The sequence below is a fragment of the Pseudenterobacter timonensis genome, assembly GCF_900021175.1.
In the GTDB taxonomy this organism is placed as follows: domain Bacteria; phylum Pseudomonadota; class Gammaproteobacteria; order Enterobacterales; family Enterobacteriaceae; genus Enterobacter; species Enterobacter timonensis.
Genome location: NZ_FCOP01000010.1, coordinates 523,922 through 546,087, shown reverse-complemented (window position 1 = coordinate 546,087; position 22,166 = coordinate 523,922). Strand labels below are relative to the sequence as shown.

The 22,166-nt window shown below is 58.0% G+C and carries 20 protein-coding genes; 5 read left to right on the top strand and 15 right to left on the bottom strand.

The annotated features are described in order from the left end of the window. Nucleotides 1-124: 124 nt before the first annotated feature. A complete protein-coding gene (idi, locus tag BN3796_RS05050) occupies nt 125-667 on the top strand; it encodes an isopentenyl-diphosphate Delta-isomerase (RefSeq protein ID WP_061707289.1) in 543 nt (180 codons plus the stop codon). 46 nt (nt 668-713) lie between these two features. On the opposite strand, the gene lysS is transcribed toward idi, so the two are convergent. The 5 genes from lysS to xerD form a co-directional block, all read right to left on the bottom strand. Continuing rightward, nucleotides 714-2,231, bottom strand: coding sequence for a lysine--tRNA ligase (lysS, locus tag BN3796_RS05045; protein WP_061707288.1), 1,518 nt, complete (start codon nt 2,229-2,231; stop codon nt 714-716). 9 nt (nt 2,232-2,240) lie between these two features. Continuing rightward, nucleotides 2,241-3,339, bottom strand: a protein-coding gene (gene prfB, locus BN3796_RS05040) for a peptide chain release factor 2 (protein ID WP_148381761.1) whose coding sequence is annotated in 2 segments (ribosomal slippage) — nt 2,241-3,263 and nt 3,265-3,339 — 1,098 coding nt in all. Because the reading frame shifts where the segments join, the coding sequence is not laid out codon by codon here. Nucleotides 3,340-3,443: 104 nt separating this feature from the next. Next, nucleotides 3,444-5,177 carry a single-stranded-DNA-specific exonuclease RecJ gene (recJ, locus tag BN3796_RS05035; protein WP_061707286.1) on the bottom strand — a complete coding sequence of 578 codons (1,734 nt, stop codon included), beginning with the start codon at nt 5,175-5,177 and terminating at the stop codon, nt 3,444-3,446. A 5-nt stretch (nt 5,178-5,182) separates the two neighbouring features. Continuing rightward, nucleotides 5,183-5,896, bottom strand: a complete 714-nt coding sequence (dsbC, locus tag BN3796_RS05030) for a bifunctional protein-disulfide isomerase/oxidoreductase DsbC (protein WP_061707285.1) — start codon at nt 5,894-5,896, stop codon at nt 5,183-5,185. Nucleotides 5,897-5,924: 28 nt separating this feature from the next. Then, complete coding sequence (gene xerD, locus BN3796_RS05025) at nt 5,925-6,821, bottom strand: site-specific tyrosine recombinase XerD (protein ID WP_061707552.1); 897 nt, start codon at nt 6,819-6,821, stop codon at nt 5,925-5,927. A gap of 99 nt (nt 6,822-6,920) precedes the next feature. Between xerD and fldB the strand changes: the two genes are divergently transcribed. Continuing rightward, nucleotides 6,921-7,442 (top strand): flavodoxin FldB, encoded by a 522-nt coding sequence (gene fldB / locus BN3796_RS05020; protein ID WP_061707284.1) that lies wholly within the window; start codon nt 6,921-6,923, stop codon nt 7,440-7,442. Between the two features lie 4 nt (nt 7,443-7,446). On the opposite strand, the gene BN3796_RS05015 is transcribed toward fldB, so the two are convergent. Both BN3796_RS05015 and sdhE read right to left on the bottom strand, forming a co-directional pair. After that, a complete protein-coding gene (locus BN3796_RS05015) occupies nt 7,447-7,860 on the bottom strand; it encodes a protein YgfX (RefSeq protein WP_061707283.1) in 414 nt (137 codons plus the stop codon). Next, nucleotides 7,841-8,107 (bottom strand): FAD assembly factor SdhE, encoded by a 267-nt coding sequence (gene sdhE, locus BN3796_RS05010; RefSeq protein WP_061707282.1) that lies wholly within the window; start codon nt 8,105-8,107, stop codon nt 7,841-7,843. Before sdhE ends, BN3796_RS05015 begins: the two co-directional genes overlap by 20 nt. Before the next feature lie 303 nt (nt 8,108-8,410). On the opposite strand from sdhE, the gene ygfZ reads away from it, so the two are divergent. Continuing rightward, on the top strand, nt 8,411-9,391 hold the full coding sequence (gene ygfZ, locus BN3796_RS05005; RefSeq protein WP_061707281.1) for a tRNA-modifying protein YgfZ: 981 nt from the start codon (nt 8,411-8,413) through the stop codon (nt 9,389-9,391). A 69-nt stretch (nt 9,392-9,460) separates the two neighbouring features. Here the strand turns inward: ygfZ and trhA are convergent, their stop codons facing one another. Continuing rightward, entirely contained in the window at nt 9,461-10,120 is a 660-nt protein-coding gene (trhA, locus tag BN3796_RS05000; RefSeq protein WP_061707280.1) for a PAQR family membrane homeostasis protein TrhA, read from the bottom strand. A gap of 186 nt (nt 10,121-10,306) precedes the next feature. Here trhA and BN3796_RS04995 point away from each other — a divergent pair, with 186 nt between their 5' ends. Both BN3796_RS04995 and BN3796_RS04990 read left to right on the top strand, forming a co-directional pair. Further along, nucleotides 10,307-11,038 carry a MurR/RpiR family transcriptional regulator gene (locus BN3796_RS04995; protein WP_061707279.1) on the top strand — a complete coding sequence of 244 codons (732 nt, stop codon included), beginning with the start codon at nt 10,307-10,309 and terminating at the stop codon, nt 11,036-11,038. A gap of 115 nt (nt 11,039-11,153) precedes the next feature. After that, nucleotides 11,154-12,587: a 6-phospho-beta-glucosidase gene (locus BN3796_RS04990; protein ID WP_061707278.1), complete on the top strand. Its 1,434-nt coding sequence runs from the start codon at nt 11,154-11,156 to the stop codon at nt 12,585-12,587. A 97-nt stretch (nt 12,588-12,684) separates the two neighbouring features. Here BN3796_RS04990 and BN3796_RS04985 read toward each other — a convergent pair whose 3' ends face one another. The 7 genes from BN3796_RS04985 to pepP all read right to left on the bottom strand — a co-directional run bounded on the left by BN3796_RS04985 (nt 12,685) and on the right by pepP (nt 22,140). Further along, a complete protein-coding gene (locus BN3796_RS04985; RefSeq protein WP_061707277.1) occupies nt 12,685-13,428 on the bottom strand; it encodes an SDR family oxidoreductase in 744 nt (247 codons plus the stop codon). Between the two features lie 68 nt (nt 13,429-13,496). Beyond that, nucleotides 13,497-16,370 carry an aminomethyl-transferring glycine dehydrogenase gene (gene gcvP / locus BN3796_RS04980; protein ID WP_061707276.1) on the bottom strand — a complete coding sequence of 958 codons (2,874 nt, stop codon included), beginning with the start codon at nt 16,368-16,370 and terminating at the stop codon, nt 13,497-13,499. Nucleotides 16,371-16,504: 134 nt separating this feature from the next. Then, entirely contained in the window at nt 16,505-16,894 is a 390-nt protein-coding gene (gcvH, locus tag BN3796_RS04975; RefSeq protein WP_061707275.1) for a glycine cleavage system protein GcvH, read from the bottom strand. A 23-nt stretch (nt 16,895-16,917) separates the two neighbouring features. Further along, on the bottom strand, nt 16,918-18,012 hold the full coding sequence (gene gcvT, locus BN3796_RS04970; protein WP_061707274.1) for a glycine cleavage system aminomethyltransferase GcvT: 1,095 nt from the start codon (nt 18,010-18,012) through the stop codon (nt 16,918-16,920). A 426-nt stretch (nt 18,013-18,438) separates the two neighbouring features. Then, on the bottom strand, nt 18,439-19,641 hold the full coding sequence (ubiI, locus tag BN3796_RS04965) for an FAD-dependent 2-octaprenylphenol hydroxylase (protein ID WP_061707273.1): 1,203 nt from the start codon (nt 19,639-19,641) through the stop codon (nt 18,439-18,441). 10 nt (nt 19,642-19,651) lie between these two features. Then, entirely contained in the window at nt 19,652-20,830 is a 1,179-nt protein-coding gene (gene ubiH, locus BN3796_RS04960) for a 2-octaprenyl-6-methoxyphenyl hydroxylase (RefSeq protein WP_061707272.1), read from the bottom strand. Next, nucleotides 20,827-22,140, bottom strand: coding sequence for a Xaa-Pro aminopeptidase (pepP, locus tag BN3796_RS04955; protein ID WP_148381767.1), 1,314 nt, complete (start codon nt 22,138-22,140; stop codon nt 20,827-20,829). The genes ubiH and pepP overlap by 4 nt, the downstream gene beginning before the upstream one ends. Nucleotides 22,141-22,166: the final 26 nt, after the last annotated feature.

Here is a 22,166-nt window from a genome sequence, read left to right as displayed (position 1 = left end):
ATTTGCGACTGTTTTCCGCTCTGGGGGATAAACCGGTCTCTGGCGTATCGCTTATACTGGGGTAGCCCGGGACCATTGCTCACCTGGCCTGCGGAAAACCCGCAGTATGCGAAATGGAGTCGGAATGCATACAGAAGAACATGTCATTTTAGTCAACGATCGGGGAGAGGCGCTGGGCACCCTGGAAAAATATGCCGCCCATAACTCACACACTCCGCTGCATCTGGCCTTCTCCTGCTGGCTGTTTAATGCCCGGGGCGAATGCCTTGTCACCCGCCGCGCGCTCAGTAAAAAAGCCTGGCCCGGGGTCTGGACTAACTCCGTCTGCGGCCATCCACAAAGCGGGGAGACCACCGAGCAGGCTATCGTGCGGCGCTGTCGGTTTGAACTCGGCGCGGAGGTGACCCGCCTGACCGCCATGTTTACTGACTTTCGCTACCGCGAGGTCGATCCCTCCGGGATCGTGGAAAACGAAATCTGCCCGGTTTATGCCGCACAGCTCGCCGGCCCGCTCACGCTCAATCCGGATGAGGTGATGGCCTGTGAGTGGGTCGATTTTGCGACGCTCCTGCAGACGCTGGAGTCCACTCCCTGGGCCTTTAGCCCGTGGATGGTTGCGGAAGCGGCAGGTGCCAGAGCAGCGCTCAGCGCCTTTTCAGCGCAATAAAAAAGCCCCGGCGATAACGCGCGGGGCTCTGTTCAGCGTGGAGTGATTACTTCACCGGACGCATCGCCGGGAAGAGGATCACGTCGCGGATGGTGTGGCTGTTGGTAAACAGCATCACCATACGGTCGATACCGATACCCAGGCCCGCCGTCGGCGGCAGACCGTGCTCCAGCGCGGTTACGTAATCTTCATCGAAGAACATCGCTTCGTCGTCGCCAGCCGCTTTTGCGTTAACCTGATCCTGGAAACGCTGCGCCTGATCTTCCGCATCGTTCAGCTCGCTAAAGCCGTTACCGATTTCACGGCCACCGATAAAGAACTCAAAACGATCGGTGATTTCCGGGTTCTGGTCATTACGACGCGCCAGCGGGGAGACTTCCGCCGGGTATTCGGTAATGAAGGTCGGCTGAATCAGGTGCGCTTCCGCCACTTCTTCGAAGATCTCGGTCACGATACGGCCCAGACCCCAGCTCTTCTCAACCTTGATACCGATGCTTTCCGCGATCGCTTTCGCCGAGTCGAAGTTATCCAGATCGGCCATCTCGGTTTCCGGACGGTATTTCTTGATCGCTTCGCGCATGGTCAGTTTTTCGAACGGCTTGCCGAAGTCGAACACCTCTTCACCGTAAGGCACTTCGGTGGTACCCAGAATATCCTGCGCCAGGGTACGGAACAGGGATTCAGTCAGCTCGATCAGATCTTTGTAATCCGCATACGCCATATAGAGTTCCATCATGGTGAACTCTGGGTTATGGCGAACGGAGATACCTTCGTTACGGAAGTTACGGTTGATCTCGAACACGCGATCGAAACCACCCACCACCAGACGCTTCAGGTAGAGTTCCGGCGCGATACGCAGATACATATCCAGGTCCAGCGCATTGTGATGGGTGATGAACGGACGCGCAGAGGCACCGCCCGGGATCACCTGCATCATCGGGGTTTCCACTTCCATAAAGTCGCGGTTAACCATGAACTGGCGAATACCGGCCATGATCTGGGAGCGAATTTTGAAGGTCTTACGGGATTCATCGTTAGAGATGAGATCCAGGTAGCGCTGACGATAGCGCGCTTCCTGATCCTGCAGGCCGTGGAATTTATCCGGCAGCGGGCGCAGGGCCTTGGTCAGCAGACGCAGCTCGGTACAGTGGATAGACAGCTCACCGGTCTTGGTTTTGAACAGCTTACCTTTCGCGCCCAGGATATCGCCCAGGTCCCACTTCTTGAACTGCTCGTTATAGATGCCTTCAGGCAGATCGTCACGGGAGACATACAGCTGAATACGGCCGCCAACGTCCTGTAAGGTCACGAAGGAGGCTTTACCCATAATGCGGCGGGTCATCATACGGCCAGCAACGGCCACTTCGATGTTCAGCGCTTCCAGCTCTTCGTTCTCTTTAGCGTCGAAGTCGGCGTGCAGTTGGTCTGAGGTGTGGTCACGACGAAAATCGTTCGGGAACGGCACGCCCTGCTCACGCAGTGCAGCCAGCTTCTCGCGGCGGGTTTTCAGTTCGTTGTTAAGATCGACGACCGCGTCAGCGCCCTGTGCTTGTTGTTCAGACATGTTGGTTCCTCATAACCCTGCTTTCAGACTTGCTTCGATAAATTGGTCCAGGCTGCCATCCAGCACCGCCTGCGTGTTACGGGTTTCAACCCCGGTACGCAAATCTTTAATGCGGGAATCATCGAGGACGTAAGAACGGATCTGGCTGCCCCAGCCGATGTCAGATTTGTTATCTTCCATCGCCTGCTTCTCAGCGTTCTTCTTCTGCATCTCCAGCTCATAAAGCTTCGCTTTCATCTGCTTCATGGCCTGGTCTTTGTTTTTATGCTGCGAACGGTCGTTCTGGCACTGCGTCACCAGCCCGGTCGGAATGTGGGTAATACGCACCGCGGATTCTGTACGGTTAACGTGCTGGCCGCCCGCCCCGGATGCGCGATAGACGTCAATGCGCAGATCCGCCGGATTGATTTCGATATCGATATCTTCATCCACTTCCGGGTAAACGAACGCGGAGCTGAAGGAGGTGTGACGGCGGCCGCCAGAGTCAAACGGGCTCTTACGCACCAGACGGTGAACGCCCGTTTCGGTACGCAGCCAGCCGTAGGCGTAGTCGCCGATGATTTTAATGGTCACCGATTTAATGCCGGCCACTTCGCCTTCAGACTCTTCAATAATTTCGGTCTTAAAGCCGCGCGCTTCCGCCCAGCGCAGATACATACGCATCAGCATGCTGGCCCAGTCCTGCGCTTCGGTACCGCCGGAGCCAGCCTGGATATCAAGGTAGCAGTCGGCGCTGTCATACTCGCCGGAGAACATGCGGCGGAACTCAAGCTGGCTCAGCTTCTCTTCCAGCCCGTCCAGTTCAGCAACGGCTTCGTTGAAGGTCTCTTCGTCGTCCGCCTCAACGGCCAGCTCCAGCAGACCGGAGACATCTTCCAGCCCCTGGGACATCTGATCGAGTGTGTCGACAATCGCTTCGAGAGAGGAGCGCTCTTTGCCCAGCGCCTGAGCGCGTTCTGGCTCGTTCCAGACGTCCGGCTGCTCCAGTTCGGCATTTACCTCTTCGAGGCGCTCTTTCTTGGCATCGTAGTCAAAGATACCCCCTAAGAACGTCAGAGCGCTCCGTGAGGTCCTGAATGCGGTTTTTTACCGGGTTAATTTCAAACATGGTCTGTTTTCTTTTTTCGACTAGTCAAAATGCGGTGATAAGGGCGGGATTGTACCGAATCCACGCCCTTTTTTATAGAGAATAGTGACGCTAAATTGGCCAGTTCAGACCGGCCAGAGATGATCGATGATGATCTGCAGGCTGCGGTTGCCGCGAAATTCGTTAATGTCGAGCTTATAGGCCAGCTCCACCTCGCGCACGCCATTGTCTGGCCAGAGCGCGGTGTCTACATTGAAGGCGATACCATCCAGCAGCGGGCCACCCCCTACCGGCTCCACCATCACCTTCAGATGCCGCTCCCCCACCAGCCGCTGTTGCAGCAAGCGAAAGCGCCCGTCAAAGAGCGGCTCCGGGAACATCTGCCCCCACGGCCCGGCATCGCGCAGCATTTGCGCCACCTCCATGGTCATCTCCGCAGGCGCAAGCGCGCCGTCAGAAACCACTTCGCCCTGAAGCAGCGCGGGATCGAGCCACTCGGTAACCAGCTCGCCGAAAAGACGCTGAAACTCATCGAACTTCGTCTCCTCCAGCGACAGCCCCGCCGCCATCGCGTGGCCGCCGAACTTGATCATCAGCCCCGGATAGAGCGTGTCGAGACGCTCCAGCGCATCGCGCATATGCAGCCCCTGGATCGAGCGGCCCGAGCCTTTCAGCGTGCCATCCCCCGCAGGAGCAAAAGCGATCACCGGGCGGTGAAAACGCTCTTTGATACGCGAGGCCAAAATCCCGACGACCCCCTGGTGCCAGTCCGGGTGATACATCGCCAACCCGCCGGGCAGCGTGTCGCCGCTGCGCTCCAGTTTTTCACACAACGTGAGCGCCTCGGCCTGCATCCCCTGCTCAATCTCTTTGCGGGTCTGGTTGAGGGCATCCAGCTCGCTCGCCAGCACCCGCGCTTCGCCAATGTTATCGCACAGCAGCAACGCCACGCCGACGGACATATCATCGAGCCTGCCCGCCGCATTAAGCCGCGGGCCAAGGGCAAACCCAAGATCGCTTGCCGCCAGCCTCAGCGGATCGCGATTCGAGATCTCCAGCAGCGCCTTAATCCCCGGACGGCATTTCCCCGCACGAATGCGGCTGAGCCCCTGCCAGGTCAGGATGCGGTTATTGGTATCCAGCGGCACCACGTCCGCCACGGTGCCGAGCGCCACCAGGTCGAGATACTCCGCCAGGTTCGGCACGGCGATGCCGCGCGCCTCAAACCAGCCTTTCTCCCGCAGCAGGCTGCGCAGGGCCAGCATCAGATAAAATGCCACCCCAACCCCCGCCAGCGACTTCGACGGAAAATCGCAGTCGCGCAGGTTAGGGTTGATAATCGCCTCGGCCGCCGGAAGCGTCTCGCCGGGAAGATGGTGATCGGTAACCAGCACCGGGATCCCGAGCTGGTGCGCGCGATCGACCCCCGCATGGGAGGAGATCCCGTTATCGACGGTCATGATCATCTGCGCGCCGCGGGCGTGGGCCTGATCCACCACCTCGGGACTCAGTCCGTAGCCATCTTCAAAACGGTTTGGCACCAGATAAGCGACGCTATCGCAGCCAAGCGCACGCAGGCAGAGCACGCTCAGCGCGGTGCTGGTGGCGCCGTCAGCATCAAAATCGCCCACCACGACGATACGTGTCCCTTCACGGAAGGCTTCATAAAGCATCTCTGCCGCTTTATCGATACCCGTTAACCGCTGCCAGGGGATCATCCCTTTGACGCTGCGCTCCAGATCGTCGGCAGAGCGCACGCCGCGGCTGGCGTAGAGCCGACGCAGCAGCGGCGGCAGTTCAGCGGGCAGGTTAACATCTTCGGCCGCCTCGCGGCGGCGCAGCTCAATTTTGGGTTTCACGTAAATTATTTACCGCCAGTCTGACTCTGATGGGCGTCGAGGAACGCTTTCATCTCTTTCGGCCCCTGATAGCCCGGCACAACGGTGCCGTTGCTGAGGACGATGGCCGGCGTACCGTTCACGCCGAACTGCACGCCCAGCGCGTAATGTTTCGCGATATCGATATCGCAGGAGGCGGGCTGCACCCCTTTGCCGTTCATGGCGTCGTCGAACGCTTTATTTCGATCCTTCGCGCACCAGATCGCTTTCATATCCTGTTCCGGCTGGCTCTGCACGCCCGCGCGCGGGAAAGCGAGATAACGCACGGTGATGCCCAGCGCGTTATAGTCTTTCATCTCTTCGTGCAGCTTGTGGCAGTAGCCGCAGGTGATGTCGGTAAAGACGGTAATGACATGCTTCTCCTGCGCCGCTTTGTAGACGATCATCTCTTTTTCCAGCGCGTTCAGCTGTTTCATCAGCAGCTGGTTGGTCACGTTCACCGGCTGCGCGCCGCTAACGTCATAGAGCGGCCCCTGGATAACATGCTTACCGTCTTCGGTGACGTAGAGTACGCCGCTGTCGGTCAACACGGTTTTCATACCGGCGACGGGCGCAGGCTGAATGTCAGTGCTGGTGACGCCAAGTTTGCTGAGCGACTGTTTGATCGCCGCATCGTCAGCGTGGGCCAGCCCCGTAAAAGAAGCAGCCAGTAAGGTGAACAGTGCGAAAGATTTTTTCATAAATGGTCCTGTAACAATGCTTCGGCACTCACGCTCGCGGGTGGTGCTGTTGATGTAACTGCCGCAGTCGTTCCGTTGCAACATGCGTATAAATTTGTGTCGTCGAAAGATCGCTATGCCCCAGCAGCATCTGGACCACGCGCAAATCGGCGCCGTGGTTAAGCAGATGCGTGGCAAAGGCATGACGCAAAACGTGCGGCGAAAGTTTCTCACTGTCGATACCCGCCAGTGTGGCGTAATGCTTAATGCGATGCCAGAAGGTTTGTCGCGTCATCTGCTGGGCGCGCTGGCTCGGGAACAACACGTCGATGGAGACGCCGTTGAGCAGCCAGGGGCGGCCATGTTCCAGATAATTCTCCAGCCAGTAGACCGCCTCTTCACCCAGCGGCACCAGCCGCTCTTTGTTCCCTTTACCGATAACGCGCACGACGCCCTGACGCAGGCTGACGTCGCTCATGGTCAGCCCCACCAGCTCCGACACGCGCAGCCCGGTCGCATAGAGCACTTCAAGCATCGCTTTATCGCGTAACTCCAGCGGCAGGTCAACCGCTGGCGCGTGTAATAATCTCTCCACCTGTGCTTCGCTGAGATCTTTTGGCAACCGCTGCGGGAGTTTTGGCGACGCCAGCAGCGCGCTGGGATCGTCTGCCCGCACTTTCTCGCGGTACAGATGCTGGAACAGACGGCGCATGGCGCTCAATAGCCGCGCCGAGCTGGTCGCCTTATACCCCCCCTCCATGCGCTCGGCCAGCAGCTGTTGCAGATCTTCACTCTGGGCGGTTTCAAGCGACAGGCCACGATGCGCCAGCCACTCCGCCAGCATCGTTAAATCACGGCGATAAGCGCTGAGCGTATTTTCCGCCAGGTTCTTCTCAAGCCAAAGCGCATCAAGAAACTGTTCGATGCGCGCGAGATCCTTTTCCACCTCTGCCCCTCTGGTAATGCCAATGGCCATTATGACTCAATGGTACAGGTTTCTGGTACACTACGCGCAACGTCATAGCCAGTATTGAGATTTTACGCGATGAAGATTGGTCTTTTTTATGGTTCCAGCACCTGCTACACCGAAATGGCGGCGGAAAAGATCCGCGACATTATTGGTCCTGAGCTGGTCACGCTGCATAACCTCAAAGATGACGCGCCGGAGCTCATGGAGCAGTACGATGTGCTGATCCTCGGCATTCCCACCTGGGATTTCGGTGAAATTCAGGAGGACTGGGAAGCGGTCTGGGATCGGCTCGACGGGCTGGATCTTGACGGCAAAATTGTCGCCCTCTACGGCATGGGCGACCAGCTTGGCTACGGCGAATGGTTCCTCGACGCGCTCGGTATGCTTCATGACAAGCTCGCGCCGAAAGGGGTTAACTTTGTCGGCTACTGGCCTACCGAAGGCTATGAGTTTACCAGCCCCAAACCGGTCATTGCCGACGGGCAGCTCTTCGTCGGGCTGGCGCTGGATGAGACCAACCAGTATGACCTGAGCGATGAGCGCCTGCAAAGCTGGTGCGAGCAGATCCTCGCCGAAATGGCGGAAAGGTTCAGCTGACGGATTAACGTCCGTGCATCGGCTGCTGTAACACCATCCGCCGCAGCTCCCGCCACTCGGCGGGATCCATGCTGTCTGCCGCCAGCCAAAGATGCTGGCAGCGCCCTCCCCGGGCTTTACGCAGCCGGAACATCATACCGGTGTTCAGCATCCATGGCGTACCGACGATATCCCACTCCATGCCCTGCCAGCGCAGACGGCAATCCATCATGAGCTTAACTTCACCCTGACGGGCATGAATGCGCCGCTGGCTGCGCACGCTGTCGAACACTACGAGTGACAGTAAAAGCAGCCATAAGGGCGTATAGCTGAGCGGCCACGGCATCAACAGAATTACCGCCGCAACCACGCCGTGGAGCAGTAATGACATCCACTGAGAGCGCCACGAGACGCGCAGATCAGATTGCCACAGGACCACGTTCCCGATTCCGTGTTTGAATTAATTGCACCATCCGTTGCAACTCGGTGTCGGCGGGTTTGCCGTGATTCATCAGCCAGTTGAATAAATCGGGATCGTCACACTCCAGCAGGCGAATAAAAAGTCGTTTATCGTCATCGCTGAGGCTGTCATATTCATATTCAAAAAACGGCATGATGGAGATATCAAGTTCGCGCATACCGCGACGACACGCCCAGTGAATACGGGCCTTGTTGCTAATATCCATGTTCTTTTTCCTGCGTAACGTTTGGCAAAGGCAGCATGCCGGTTAACGCCGATGCGCGCGACGCCCGGCGAGAGTTAACCTTCCCTAGTGTAACGCGTTTTCAGCGCAATCTTTACTGGAATATTCGCTTCCTGAATGGCATGCGCAGAAAGAAATGACCCGCGACAAGGCGTTGCCTTTTTCTGCGTAGCGCTACGCAGAAGCGCTATAAGGCACAATCGTGCCGTTTAAACCGCTTGCATTGCATGCAGTCTCTTTTACCATTAGGCATTATCAAAGCGTTAAGCAAATCAGGACATCACTATGGCTTTTACTCCATTTTCTCCGCGCCAGCCCGCCGCCTCCGCGCGTCTGCCGCTGACGCTTATCTCCCTTGATGACTGGGCGCTGGCGACCCTCACCGGCCCGGATAGCGAAAAATACCTGCAAGGGCAGGTTACTGCTGACGTAAGCCAGATGAACGAGCATCACCATCTGCTCGCCGCCCACTGCGACGCGAAGGGTAAAATGTGGAGCAATCTGCGTCTGTTCCGCCAGCGCGACGGCTTTGCCTTTATTGAGCGTCGCAGCCTGCGCGATACGCAGCTGACAGAGCTGAAAAAGTACGCCGTCTTTTCGAAAGTGACCATCGCCGCCGATGACGAGCGCGTGCTGCTGGGCGTCGCGGGGTTCCAGGCGCGCGGCGCACTGAAAGGTCTCTTCAGCGTGCTGCCGGATAGCGAAACGCCGCTGGTAAATGACGGCGAGACCGCCCTGCTCTGGTTTGCCCATCCTGACGAGCGTTTCCTGCTGGTTACCGACGAAGCCACCGCCACCCGCGTCACCGATGCCCTGCGCGGCGAAGCGCAGCTGAATAACAGCCAGCAATGGCTGGCGCTGGATATCGAAGCCGGGTTGCCGGTTATCGACGCGGCGAACAGCGGACAATTTATTCCGCAGGCGACCAACCTGCAGGCGCTGGGCGGCATCAGCTTTAAGAAAGGCTGCTATACCGGGCAGGAGATGGTGGCGCGGGCCAAGTTCCGCGGCGCTAACAAACGTGCGCTCTGGTATCTGGCAGGCCAGGCGAGCCGCGTACCGGAAGCGGGGGAGGATCTGGAGCTGAAGATGGGCGAAAACTGGCGTCGTACCGGCACCGTTTTAGCCGCCGTTCAGCTGGAGGATGGCCGCCTGCTGGCGCAGGTGGTGATGAATAACGATATGGAGCCGGACAGCGTATTCCGCGTACGCGACGACGCCAACACGTTAGCTATCCAGCCATTGCCCTATTCGCTGGAAGAGTAAGTGTTATGTGCCGGGTGGCGGCTTCGCCTTACCCGGCCTACGTTAAGCGAAGCCGCCTCCCGACAAAAATTACACCTGCCCCACATAGAGATAGATCGCCAGAAAATGGCAGACGCTACCGCCCAGCACAAAGCCGTGCCAGATAGCGTGGTTATAAGGGATGCGCTTGCAGACGTAAAAAATCACCCCCAGGGAGTAAACCACCCCGCCCACCGCCAGCAGCGTCACGCCGCCGACTGCCAGCTTCATCGCCAGCTGATAGACAACAATCAACGACAGCCAGCCCATGGTGAGATAGGTCACCAGCGAAAGCACCTTGAAGCGATGCGCGATGGTGAGCTTAAAGAGAATGCCCAACAGCGCCAGGCTCCAGATAACAATCATCAGTCCGCGCGACAGGGGTGAATTAAGCCCCACCAGCAAAAACGGCGTATAGGTGCCGGCAATCAGCAGATAGATGGCGCAGTGGTCGAATTTTTTTAACCACAGCTTGGCCCGCTGATGGGGAACCGCATGGTAGAGGGTGGAGGCGAGAAAGAGCAGGATCATGCTTCCGCCGTAGAGGCTATAGCTGGTAATAGCCGTTGCGCTGGCGTTGGTATCCGCCGCCTGCACCAGCAGCAAAACCAGTCCAACAATTCCAAACACCAGCCCGATACCGTGACTGATGCTGTTGGCGATCTCCTCTGCCAGGGAATATCCTTTTGCGATTAATGGTTTGCTAACCATGGGTGACCTCGAAAAACGGCTAAAAAAAATACATCTCCACGCTATGCTAACTGAGAATGATTCCAGTGAACACCTGTTAGCTAAAAAAATCTTTCACGCTCCGATTCGCAGTCGCTGACGGGATTCTTTACAATACAGCTGTTCAGGAAAGCAGGTGACGTTAACCCAAAGGAAAAGCCCGTGACGATGTTTACCCACTCCGCCATTGCCAGCCTCAATAACCTGGAGATGATGGTCTACAACTATGTCATCAGGAATCGCGACAAGGTGATGTATATGACCATCCGTGAACTGGCGGATGCGGCGGGTGTCTCTACCACAACCGTGCTGCGCTTTTGCCGCAAGCTTCACTGCGAAGGCTATTCCGAATTTCGCGTCCGTTTTAAGCTCTACCTCGAGCAAAATGAGCCGCAGCAGGCAAATTTTGGCGCCAGCGAGATCATCAGCTTTTTTAAAAGCGTCAATAATGAAGAATTTGACGCTTTACTGGATCGGGCAGTAGATATTATTTCAACGTCTGAACGTATTATTTTTGTCGGTGCGGGCACATCGGGATCGCTGGCAAAATATGGCGCCCGCTTCTTTTCCAATATCGGCAAATTCAGCAACCATATCGACGACCCCTATTTCCCGGTGACCAATGATATGGCGAAAAACGCGCTGGCGATTGTACTGTCAGTTTCCGGGGAAACGGAGGAGATCCTGCGATTTGCCAGTCAGTTCAGCCTTCATCACTGCAAAGTTCTCTCTATTACCAGCCACGAACAGTCGCGCCTGGCGCGGCTTGCCGACTTTAATCTCTCCTGGCATGTGCCGCAAACGCGCATCGGCGGCGTTTATGATATTACGACGCAGATTCCGGTTATCTATATTTTAGAGTCGTTAGGACGTAAGCTGGCAAAAAAACTGGCGGAATAAAACAGGCTGTTTTTTGTATGTAACAAATCACATTCTGGTGAAATTGTTATATCGTGACTTTTAATATCGCTTTGCTAGACTCCGCTACAACAGAGATAACGTGAGACTGGCGAAGATGAAAAAACTGACCTTACCAAAAGATTTTTTATGGGGCGGCGCGGTGGCCGCTCATCAGGTCGAAGGTGGCTGGAATAAAGAGGGTAAAGGTCCAAGCATCTGTGACGTGCTGACCGGCGGCGCGCATGGCGTACCGCGTGAAATTACCGATCGGGTGATGGAGGGTAAATACTACCCCAACCATGAGGCGATCGACTTCCACGGTCACTACAAAGAGGATATCAGGCTCTTTGCCGAGATGGGGTTCAAATGCTTCCGTACCTCCATCGCCTGGACGCGCATCTTCCCGAAAGGCGACGAAACCCAGCCAAACGAAGCCGGGCTGCGCTTCTATGACGACATGTTTGATGAGCTGCTGAAGTACAACATCGAGCCGGTTATCACCCTTTCCCACTTCGAAATGCCGCTACACCTGGTGCAGCAATATGGCGGCTGGACTAACCGGAAGGTAGTCGACTTCTTTGTGCGCTTCGCCGAAGTCGTTTTTGAGCGCTACAAAAACAAGGTCAAATACTGGATGACCTTTAACGAGATCAACAACCAGCGTAACTGGCGCGCGCCGCTGTTCGGCTACTGCTGCTCCGGGGTGGTCTATACCGACCATGAGAATCCGGAAGAGACCATGTACCAGGTACTGCACCACCAGTTTGTCGCCAGCGCGCTGGCGGTGAAAGCCGCGCGCCGTATTAATCCGGAAATGAAAGTTGGCTGCATGCTGGCGATGGTGGCGCTCTACCCATACTCCTGCAAACCAGACGATGTGATGTTCGCTCAGGAATCGATGCGCGAACGCTATGTCTTTACCGACGTGCAGCTGCGCGGTTACTACCCCTCCTATGTGCTGAACGAGTGGGAGCGCCGCGGGTTTACCATCCGGATGGAAGAAGGCGACGCGCAGATCCTGCGGGAAGGTACCTGCGACTATCTGGGCTTCAGCTACTACATGACCAACGCGGTGAAAGCGGAAGGCGGCACCGGGGATGCAATCTCCGGGTTTGAGGGGAGCGTGCCGAATCCGCACGTGAAAGCCTCCGACTGGGGCTGGCAGATTGATCCGGTGGGCCTGCGCTACTCCCTGTGCGAACTGTACGAACGTTACCAGAAGCCGCTGTTTATTGTGGAAAACGGCTTTGGCGCCTACGACAAGGTGGAAGAAGACGGCAGCATCAACGACGACTACCGCATCGACTATCTGCGCGCGCACGTGGAAGAGATGATTAAAGCGGTGACGTACGACGGCGTGGATCTGATGGGTTACACCCCGTGGGGCTGCATCGACTGCGTCTCCTTTACCACTGGTCAGTACAGCAAGCGCTACGGCTTTATCTACGTGAACAAGCACGACGACGGTACCGGCGATATGTCGCGCTCTCGCAAGAAAAGCTTTGAGTGGTATAAAAAAGTGATCGCCAGCAACGGCGAGGAGCTGTAGCAGCGATGGTCGGGTGGCGGCTTCGCCTTCCCCGACCTACAGGGTTCGGCCTGCGGATTGCAGGCCGGATAAGCGTAGCGCCATCCGGCAATGCTCCCTACTTTCCACCCGCCAGTTCCAGGAAACTCCCCGTCACGTACGAGGCCTTATCGCTCAGCAGCCAGGCAATCGCCTGCGCCACCTCTTCCGGCTGGCCGCCGCGCTGCATCGGCAGCATAGACTTAACCCGATCCACACGCCCCGGCTCGCCGCCTGAGGCATGCATCTCCGTATAGATAAATCCAGGGCGAACACCGTTAACCCGAATACCCTGCGCCGCTACCTCCAGCGATAACCCCCTCGTAAGCGAGTCGACCGCGCCTTTTGATGCCGCATAATCGACATACTCCCCCGGCGAGCCCGATCGTGACGCAGCAGAGGAGACATTCACAATCGCCCCACCCTTGCCGCCATGACTGAACGACATACGTTTCACCGCTTCACGGCAGCAGAGGAAATAGCCCGTCACGTTGGTTGCCAGAACGCGGTTGATCCGCTCAGCGGTCAGATGTTCCACCGTGCTTTGTTCGAACAAAATACCCGCGTTATTAACCAGCGCGGTTAGCGGCTCGTTTTCACGATCGATAGAGTCAAACATCGCCACGACCTGCGCCTCATCGCTGATGTCGGCACGCAGGATAAAGGCTTTGCCGCCCGCGGCAATTATCGCCTGTACGACCTCGGTTGCCGCGCGCACATTGTGATGATAATTCACGGCGACGGTATAGCCTTCGCGAGCCAGCAGCAGCGCGGTGGCCCTGCCAATACCCCGGCTGGCGCCGGTGACCAGTGCAATTGCCATTCTCTACCTCCAGATAAAAAAAAGCCGGGTGGCGCTTACGCTTACCCGGCCTACAGTATGGCAATAAATTACTGGTACTCGCTCATCGGCACGCAGGAGCAGAACAGGTTACGGTCGCCGTAGACATCATCCAGACGCTTCACGGTCGGCCAGTATTTGTTCGCCATGCCCACCGGGAAGACCGCCAGCTCGCGGGTGTAACCATGCTGCCACTCCGCAACCAGCTCGTTCTGGGTGTGTGGCGCGTTCACCAGCGGGTTATCCTCCAGCGTCCATTCCCCGCCTTTCACGCGGTCGATTTCGCTGCGAATGGCCAGCATCGCGTCGATAAAGCGGTCCAGCTCCACCTTGCTCTCCGATTCGGTCGGCTCCACCATCAGCGTACCCGCTACCGGGAAGGACATGGTCGGCGCGTGGAAACCGTAGTCAATCAAACGCTTGGCGATATCCAGCTCGCTAATGCCCGTCTCCTCTTTCAGGGGACGAATATCGAGAATGCACTCGTGCGCCACGCGCCCGTCGCGGCCGGTATAGAGCACCGGATAGGCCTCTTGCAGGCGAGTAGCGATATAGTTGGCATTGAGAATCGCCACCTGGCTCGCCTGCTTTAAGCCTTCCGCGCCCATCATGCGGATATACATCCAGCTGATAGGCAGAATGGAGGCGCTGCCGAACGGTGCGGCGGAAACCGCCCCCTGGCGGGTAAGCATTCCTTCAATCTGCACCACGCTGTGGCCCGGCACGAACGGCGCAAGGTGCGCTTTCACGCCAATCGGCCCCATGCCCGGACCGCCACCGCCGTGCGGAATGCAGAACGTTTTATGCAGGTTAAGGTGGGACACATCCGCGCCGATAAAGCCTGGAGAGGTAATGCCCACCTGAGCGTTCATGTTGGCGCCATCGAGGTAAACCTGGCCGCCATACTGGTGCACCACGTCGCAGACTTCGCGGATCGTCTCTTCGTAGACCCCGTGAGTGGAAGGATAGGTCACCATGATGCAGGAGAGTTTATCGCCCGCCTGCTCCGCTTTCGCACGCAGATCGGCGAGATCGATGTTGCCATTCCTGTCGCAGGCCACCACCATCACTTCCATTCCCGCCATCTGCGCCGAGGCCGGGTTAGTGCCGTGGGCGGAGCTTGGGATGAGGCAGATATCGCGATGGCCTTCGTTGCGGCTCTCATGATAGTGGCGAATCGCCAGCAGGCCGGCGTATTCACCCTGCGCCCCGGAGTTCGGCTGCATGCAGAGCGCGTCGTAGCCGGTCAGCTTCACCAGCCAGTCGGAAAGCTGGTTGATCATCATATGATACCCTTCCGCCTGCTCTGCCGGGCAGAACGGATGGAGCTCGGCAAATTCCGGCCAGGTAATGGGGATCATCTCGGCGGCGGCGTTCAGCTTCATGGTGCAGGAGCCGAGCGGGATCATCGCCTGGTTCAGCGCCAGATCTTTGCGCTCCAGCGAGTGCATATAGCGCATCATCTCGGTTTCGCTGTGATAGCGGTTAAAGACCGGATGGCTCAGGATCGCGTCATCGCGCAGCATACTCTCCTGAATGGAGCGGCTGTCGAGCGCCACCTCTTTATCGAGCGCGTCGATATCCAGGCCGTGAGCGTCGCCTGCCACCACCTCAAACAGCTTCAGCACATCTTCGCGGGTGGTGGTTTCATCAAGGGTAATGCCCACCGCGTTCAGCACATCGCTGCGCAGGTTGATTTCTGCGGCTTCGGCGCGTGCCAGCACCGCCGCTTTATCGGCCACTTCCACACAAAGGGTATCGAAATAGTGGGCGTGACGCAGCTTCAGCCCTTTATGCTGCAGACCGACAGCCAGAATATCCGTGAAGCGGTGGATACGGCTGGCGATACGCTTCAGGCCGACCGGACCGTGGAAGACGGCGTAGAGGCTGGCGATATTAGCCAGCAGCACCTGAGAGGTACAGATGTTAGAGTTCGCTTTCTCGCGGCGGATATGCTGCTCGCGGGTCTGCATCGCCATGCGCAGCGCGGTGTTACCGGCCGCATCTTTCGATACGCCGATAATACGGCCCGGCATGGAGCGTTTAAATTCATCTTTAGCGGCGAAGAACGCCGCGTGCGGGCCGCCGTAGCCCATCGGCACGCCAAAGCGCTGGGCTGAGCCGAAAACGATATCCGCCCCCTGCTTGCCCGGCGCGGTGAGCAGCACCAGCGCCATAAAATCGGCCGCCACGCTCACGACGATTTTGCGCGCTTTCAGTTCGCTAATCAGCGCGCTGTAGTCATGCACCTCGCCGGTGGTGCCTGCCTGCTGAAGCAGCACGCCGAACACATCCTGGTGATCCAGTACTTTGTCCGCATCGTCAACAATGACCTCAAAGCCGAAGGTCTCCGCGCGGGTGCGAACCACGTCCAGCGTCTGCGGATGCACGTCGGCCGCCACAAAGAAGCGGTTCGCCCCTTTCAGCTTGCTCACGCGCTTCGCCATCGACATCGCTTCGGCTGCGGCGGTCGCTTCATCCAGCAGAGAGGCGGAAGCGATATCCAGCCCGGTCAGATCCAGCGTCACCTGCTGGAAGTTGAGCAGCGCTTCCAGACGGCCCTGGGAGACTTCCGGCTGGTAAGGGGTGTAGGCGGTATACCAGCCCGGATTTTCCAGCATGTTGCGCAGGATCACCGGCGGCAGCTGCACCGGGGTGTAGCCCATGCCGATATAAGACTTAAAGCGCTTGTTAAGACCGGCGATCGCCTTCAGCTCCGCCAGAGCGGCATATTCTGTCGTGGCTTCTCCCACCTGAGGCGGGGTGGCGAGCTGGATATCTTTCGGCACAATCTGGCCGATCAGCGCGCTGAGTGAATCCGCGCCAACGGTTTTCAGCATCTCCTGCTGCTGCTGAGCGTCCGGCCCGATGTGACGTTCGATAAAAGCGCCACGGTTTTCAAGCTGGCTTAAAGTCTGTGTCATGAGCGATGGTTCCTGAAACATGCAGTGAATCGTATATGTCTTAACGCCGTTGCCCGGTGGCGCTATCGCTTACCGGGCCTACGTTAGCCTGCAGACCTGTAGGCCGGATAAGCGACGCGCCATCCGGCACTAAATCATTCGTCTTCGAGCAGGGCTTCGTATGCGGTGGCATCCAGCAGCGCAGCTACTTCCGCTTCATCGCTGGCTTTGATTTTGAAGATCCAGCCGCCGGTGTAGGGCTCGCTGTTAACCAGCTCCGGGGCGTCGCCCAGCGCGTCATTCACGGCCACAATTTCGCCGCCGATCGGCGCATAAATATCGGATGCCGCTTTAACGGACTCGGCTACCGCGCAGTCATCTCCTGCGCTAACGGTGGCGCCCACTTCCGGCAGGTCTACAAAAACCATGTCGCCCAGCAGCTCCTGCGCATGCTCGGTGATCCCCACGGTATAAGTGCCGTCTGCCTCTTTGCGCAGCCACTCATGTTCTTTGCTGTATTTCAGTTCTGCTGGCACATTGCTCATCGAAATTCTCCTGATAACTTTAATTAGGCGACCGGCTTACCGGCGCGAACAAAAATCGGTTTGGTGACAGTCACCGGCATTTCGCGGTTGCGGATTTGAACCACGGCTTTCTCGCCAATTCCTTCCGGCACGCGCGCCAGCGCGATGCTGTAGCCCAGCGTCGGGGAGAAGGTGCCGCTGGTGATGATCCCTTCGCGCGGATTACCCTGCGCGTCGGTAAAGCGTACCGGCAGCTCGCCGCGCAGCACCCCTTTTTCGGTCATCACCAGACCCACCAGCTGTTCAGTGCCTTTTTCACGCTGCATCTCCAGCGCTTCTCGACCGATAAAATCACGATCGGCAGGCTCCCAGGCGATGGTCCAGCCCATATTGGCCGCCAGCGGCGAAACGCCTTCATCCATCTCCTGACCATAAAGGTTCATACCCGCTTCCAGACGCAGCGTGTCGCGTGCGCCCAGCCCGCATGGCTTCACGCCCGCTTCCACCAGCGCGCGCCAGAAATCGGCTGCTTTCTCATTCGGCAGAGCGATTTCATAACCCGCTTCGCCGGTATAACCGGTGGTGGCAATAAACAGCTCGCCCGCCTGCACGCCAAAGAAAGGCTTCATCCCTTCGGTGGCTTTGCGCTGCTCATCCGTAAAGAGCGTTGCCGCTTTCGCCTGCGCGTTTGGCCCCTGCACAGCGATAAGCGCCAGGTCGTCGCGCTCGACGATCTCAATGGCGTAAGACTCGGCGTGCTGGGTGATCCAGGCGAGATCTTTTTCACGGGTGGCGGAGTTAACAACGAGGCGGAAGAAATCATCGGCAAGGAAGTAGACAATCAGATCGTCAATCACGCCGCCGGAGGCGTTAAGCATGCCGGTATAGAGGGCTTTGCCCGGCGTTTTCAGTTTGGCGACGTCGTTTGCCAGCAGATAACGCAAAAACTCCCGGGTGCGGCTGCCGTGCAGGTCGACAATGGTCATGTGCGACACGTCGAACATACCGGCATCGTTACGTACCGCGTGATGCTCGTCGAGCTGAGAGCCGTAATGCAGCGGCATCATCCAGCCGTGGAAGTCCACCATGCGCGCGCCGCATAAGGTGTGTTGTTCGTACAAAGGAGTCTGTTGAGCCATCTTTTCCTCGTTGAATAAGCAGGGCCTTGATGCGTTTCGCGCTTTAAAACTCGCCACGAAACCCGGCGCCGGCCTCGCTCCTGGACGCCGACGCAAACGTTCTCTTTTCACTGAACTTACCACCGAAACTGGCGGCAAACCATAAGCGATCGTGAGCCATCACATTAGCTTATGTCCAAAAAGCGCAAGCCAGCCTACAGAGTTATTCTCTGCAAAAATGCGAATACCGCCGCATAAAATTAATATTGCCGTCGCGCATACGGTGAATAATGACATTTCGTACGGGAAAACGGGCCGATTTTCCTCAACTTAAAAAACGCCAGATTAGTTAAACTAATGCGAAAAAAGCGGTGAAATTAGAATATTTCAAACGAGGGAAATCCCCCGGCGGGAAGCCGGGAGAGGAAAGTGTGACGGGGATCGGCTTTAGCGCAGCCAGTCGGGAAGATCGTTCAGGCCCATCGCCTGACGAAGCAACTGCGGCTTAACGCCTGGAAGGGTATCGGCCAGCTTCAGCCCTAAATCACGCAGCAGTTTTTTCGCCGGGTTGGCGCCAGCAAACAGCTCCCGGAACCCCTGCATACCGGCCAGCATCATGGCGGCGCTGTGTTTACGGCTTCGCTCGTAGCGGCGCAGATAGAGATACTGACCGATATCTTTGCCTTCGCGATGGAGACGACGCAGCTCTTCTACCAGCTCCGCGGCATCCATAAAGCCGAGGTTAACCCCCTGTCCTGCCAGCGGATGAATGGTATGCGCCGCGTCGCCCACCAGCGCCAGACGATGGGCGGCAAATTGACGCGCATAGCGGCCGGTCAGCGGGAACAGCTGACGCTCGCTCTCAAGCGAGCAAAGCCCCAGACGATTATCAAACGCCATGCAGAGCGCCTGGTTAAACTCCGGTACCGGCGCCTCATGCATCTGCTGCGCTTTTTCCGGAGCTAACGACCAGACGATAGAGCAGAGATGCGGATCGCTTAACGGCAGAAACGCCAGAATGCCATCGTTATGGAAGATCTGCCGCGCCACGCCGCCGTGCGGTTCAGCGGTACGGATGGTGGCGACCAGCGCATGGTGGCGGTAATCCCAGAAGGTAAGCGGAATATCCGCCTTGCTGCGCAGCCAGGAGTTAGCGCCATCGGCTCCCACCACCAGCCGCGCGGTGAGCATGTCACCGCTTTGCAGCGTCAGGAAAGCGTCGTTTTCCCCCCACGCTACCTGCTGGATCTGCGCAGGGGCGATCAGCGTGACGTCGCTGCACTGCTCTACTTTTTGCCACAGCGCGTAGTGAATAACTGCGTTTTCAACGATATGACCGAGATGGCTGTAGCCCATGCTGTCGGCGTCAAAGGCTATTTGGCCAAAGCTGTCTTTGTCCCACACCTCCATGCCGTGATAACAGCTGGCGCGAACCGCCGCGATCTCGCTCCATACTCCCAACCGCGTCAGCAGCTTTTCGCTGGCGGCATTGATGGCCGAGACGCGAAGCTCCGGCGGCGCATCGGCGGCGACCGGTTGCGGCTCGTTCTGTTCAAGGACCGCCACGCGCAGGCCGCTTCCCTGTAATCCGCAGGCCAGCGCCAGTCCTACCATTCCGCCGCCGACAATGGCGACATCAACATTTTGCACTGTTTACTCCTTAACGCGCTACCCAACCCAGGGTTCGCTGCGCCAGCACGTCGCGTGCCGGAATGAATAGTTCCATAGCCATCAGCCCCAGGTTGCGTCCGGCAACGAGCGGCATCCAGCGGTTTGCGAAAAGTGTCACCAGACCGTCGGTAACGCCAATAGTCGCGGCTTTGTCTGCCTGACGGCGTTGCTGATAGTGGCTTAACACCGAAAAAGCGCCGCAGTCTTTCCCTTCAGACCACGCCTGCGCCAGCGTCTCCGCCAGGCTCATGACATCGCGCAGCCCTAAGTTAAAGCCCTGTCCGGCGATGGGATGCAGGGTTTGCGCCGCATTGCCTACCAGCGCCACACGGTGAGAGATAAACTGCCGGGCGGTGGTCAGCGCCAGCGGATAGGAGACGCGTTTTCCCGCATGGGTGATGCGCCCCAGCCGCCAGCCAAACGCCTTTTGCAGCTCGTTGCAGAAACGTTCATCAGACCAGCCCAGCACCTCATCGGCCTTCTCCAGCGGATGGCACCAGACCAGGGAGCAACGCCCGTGCGACATGGGCAGCATCGCCAGCGGGCCATGTTCGGTAAAGCGCTCCCAGGCGCGTCCCTCGTGCGGCAGAGCGGTGGAGACATTGGCGATCACCGCACACTGTCCATAAGGTTGCTCGTTCCACTCGATTTTGCAGCGGGTCGCCAGCTCCGATCGCGTACCGTCTGCCGCGACCAGCAGTTTGCCCTCTATCAGGCTGCCATCGTCCAGCGTCACGCTGACGCTGTCATCCCTGCGGGTGAAGCTGGCGACGCGCGCCGGACAGTGCAGCGTAACGCCGGGCGCATCCTGCAACAGCCGAAACAGCCGCAGCCCGACATCATGCAGTTCGACAACCTGACCCAGCGCGTCAATACGGTAATCCTGCGCCTCCAGCGTGACAAAACCCGCATGGCCGCGATCGCTCACATGCACGGTGCGGATGGGCGTCGCGCGATCGGCAATCGCCTGCCAGATGCCCACACGGGCAAGTTGCTGACAGGTGCCCTGCGCCAGCGCAATGGCACGGGCATCAAATCCCGGATGCACGTCTGACTGCGGAGTAACGGCCTCCACCAGATGAACCGGAAGCTTACCGCCTGTCAGGTGTGAAATCGCCAGCGCCAGCGTCGCGCCGGTCATCCCTCCGCCAACGATGATGATACTCATAGGCGTGCCGCCGCCATTAGCGCTTCGATATCCTCCGCCCGCTTCACAACCGTGGCGGTCAGGTTTTCGTTACCGGTTTCGGTAATGACGATATCGTCTTCAATGCGAATGCCGATGCCGCGCCAGGCGGGCGGCACGTTAGCATCCGGCGCGATATAGAGACCCGGTTCGACGGTCAGCACCATGCCAGGCTCAAGGGGGCGTGAACGGTCGGGACCATAGCCGCCGACATCATGCACGTCCAGCCCGAGCCAGTGGCTAAGGCCGTGCATAAAGAACGGACGGTGGGCGTTAGCGGCAATCAGCTCGTCAATGTCGCCCTTGAGGAGCTCCAGTTCAACCAGCCCGGTCACCATGACGCGCACCACCTCGCCTGTCACCTCCTGAATGGAGGTTCCGGGGCGGAAGAGATTCAGCGCCGTCTCCAGCGATTTGAGCACGATGTCGTAGATGGCGCGCTGTTCAGGGCTAAATTTCCCGTTCACCGGGAAGGTGCGGGTAATATCTCCGGCATAGCCCTGATACTCGCAGCCCGCGTCAATCAGCACCAGATCGCCGTCGCGCAGTACGCTTTCGTTCTCGGTGTAGTGGAGAATACAGCCGTTTTCACCGCCGCCCACGATGGTGTTGTAGGAGGGAAAGCGCGCGCCGTGGCGGTTAAATTCATGCTGGATTTCACCTTCAAGCTGGTACTCGAACATGCCGGGGCGACATTTTTCCATCGCGCGGGTATGCGCCAGCGCGCTGATCTCGCCCGCCCGGCGCATCACCTCAATCTCTTCCGCCGATTTGAACAGGCGCATTTCATGCACCATCGGGCGCCAGTCGGTGAGCGAAGAGGGGGCGATTAAGTTCTGGCGAGAGCCTTTACGCAGCTTTTCCAGCGCGGAAAAGACAATCTCGTCGGCATATTCATATTCCCCCTGAGCGTGGTAAATCACATCCAGGCCGTTGAAGAGCTGATAGAGCTGCTCGTTGATTTCGCTAAAGGCCAGAGCGCGATCCACCCCGAGCTTCTCAGGTGCCGCCTCTTGTCCCAGACGACGGCCAGACCAGATTTCAGCGGTGAGATCGCGCACGCGGTTAAACAAGACGCTATGGCTGTGGGTGTCATCGCTTTTAATCAGCACCAGCACCGCTTCCGGCTCGTTAAAACCGGTGAAGTACCAAAAATCGCTATTCTGACGATAGGGGTATTCACTGTCGTTGCTGCGCGTCGCCTCCGGCGCGGCAAAAATCAGCGCGGCGCTGCCGGGCTGCATCTTTGCCAGCAGCGCCTGACGACGGCGTAAATACTCAGGCTGAGAAATAACCATGACACTCTCCTGTGTGTAAT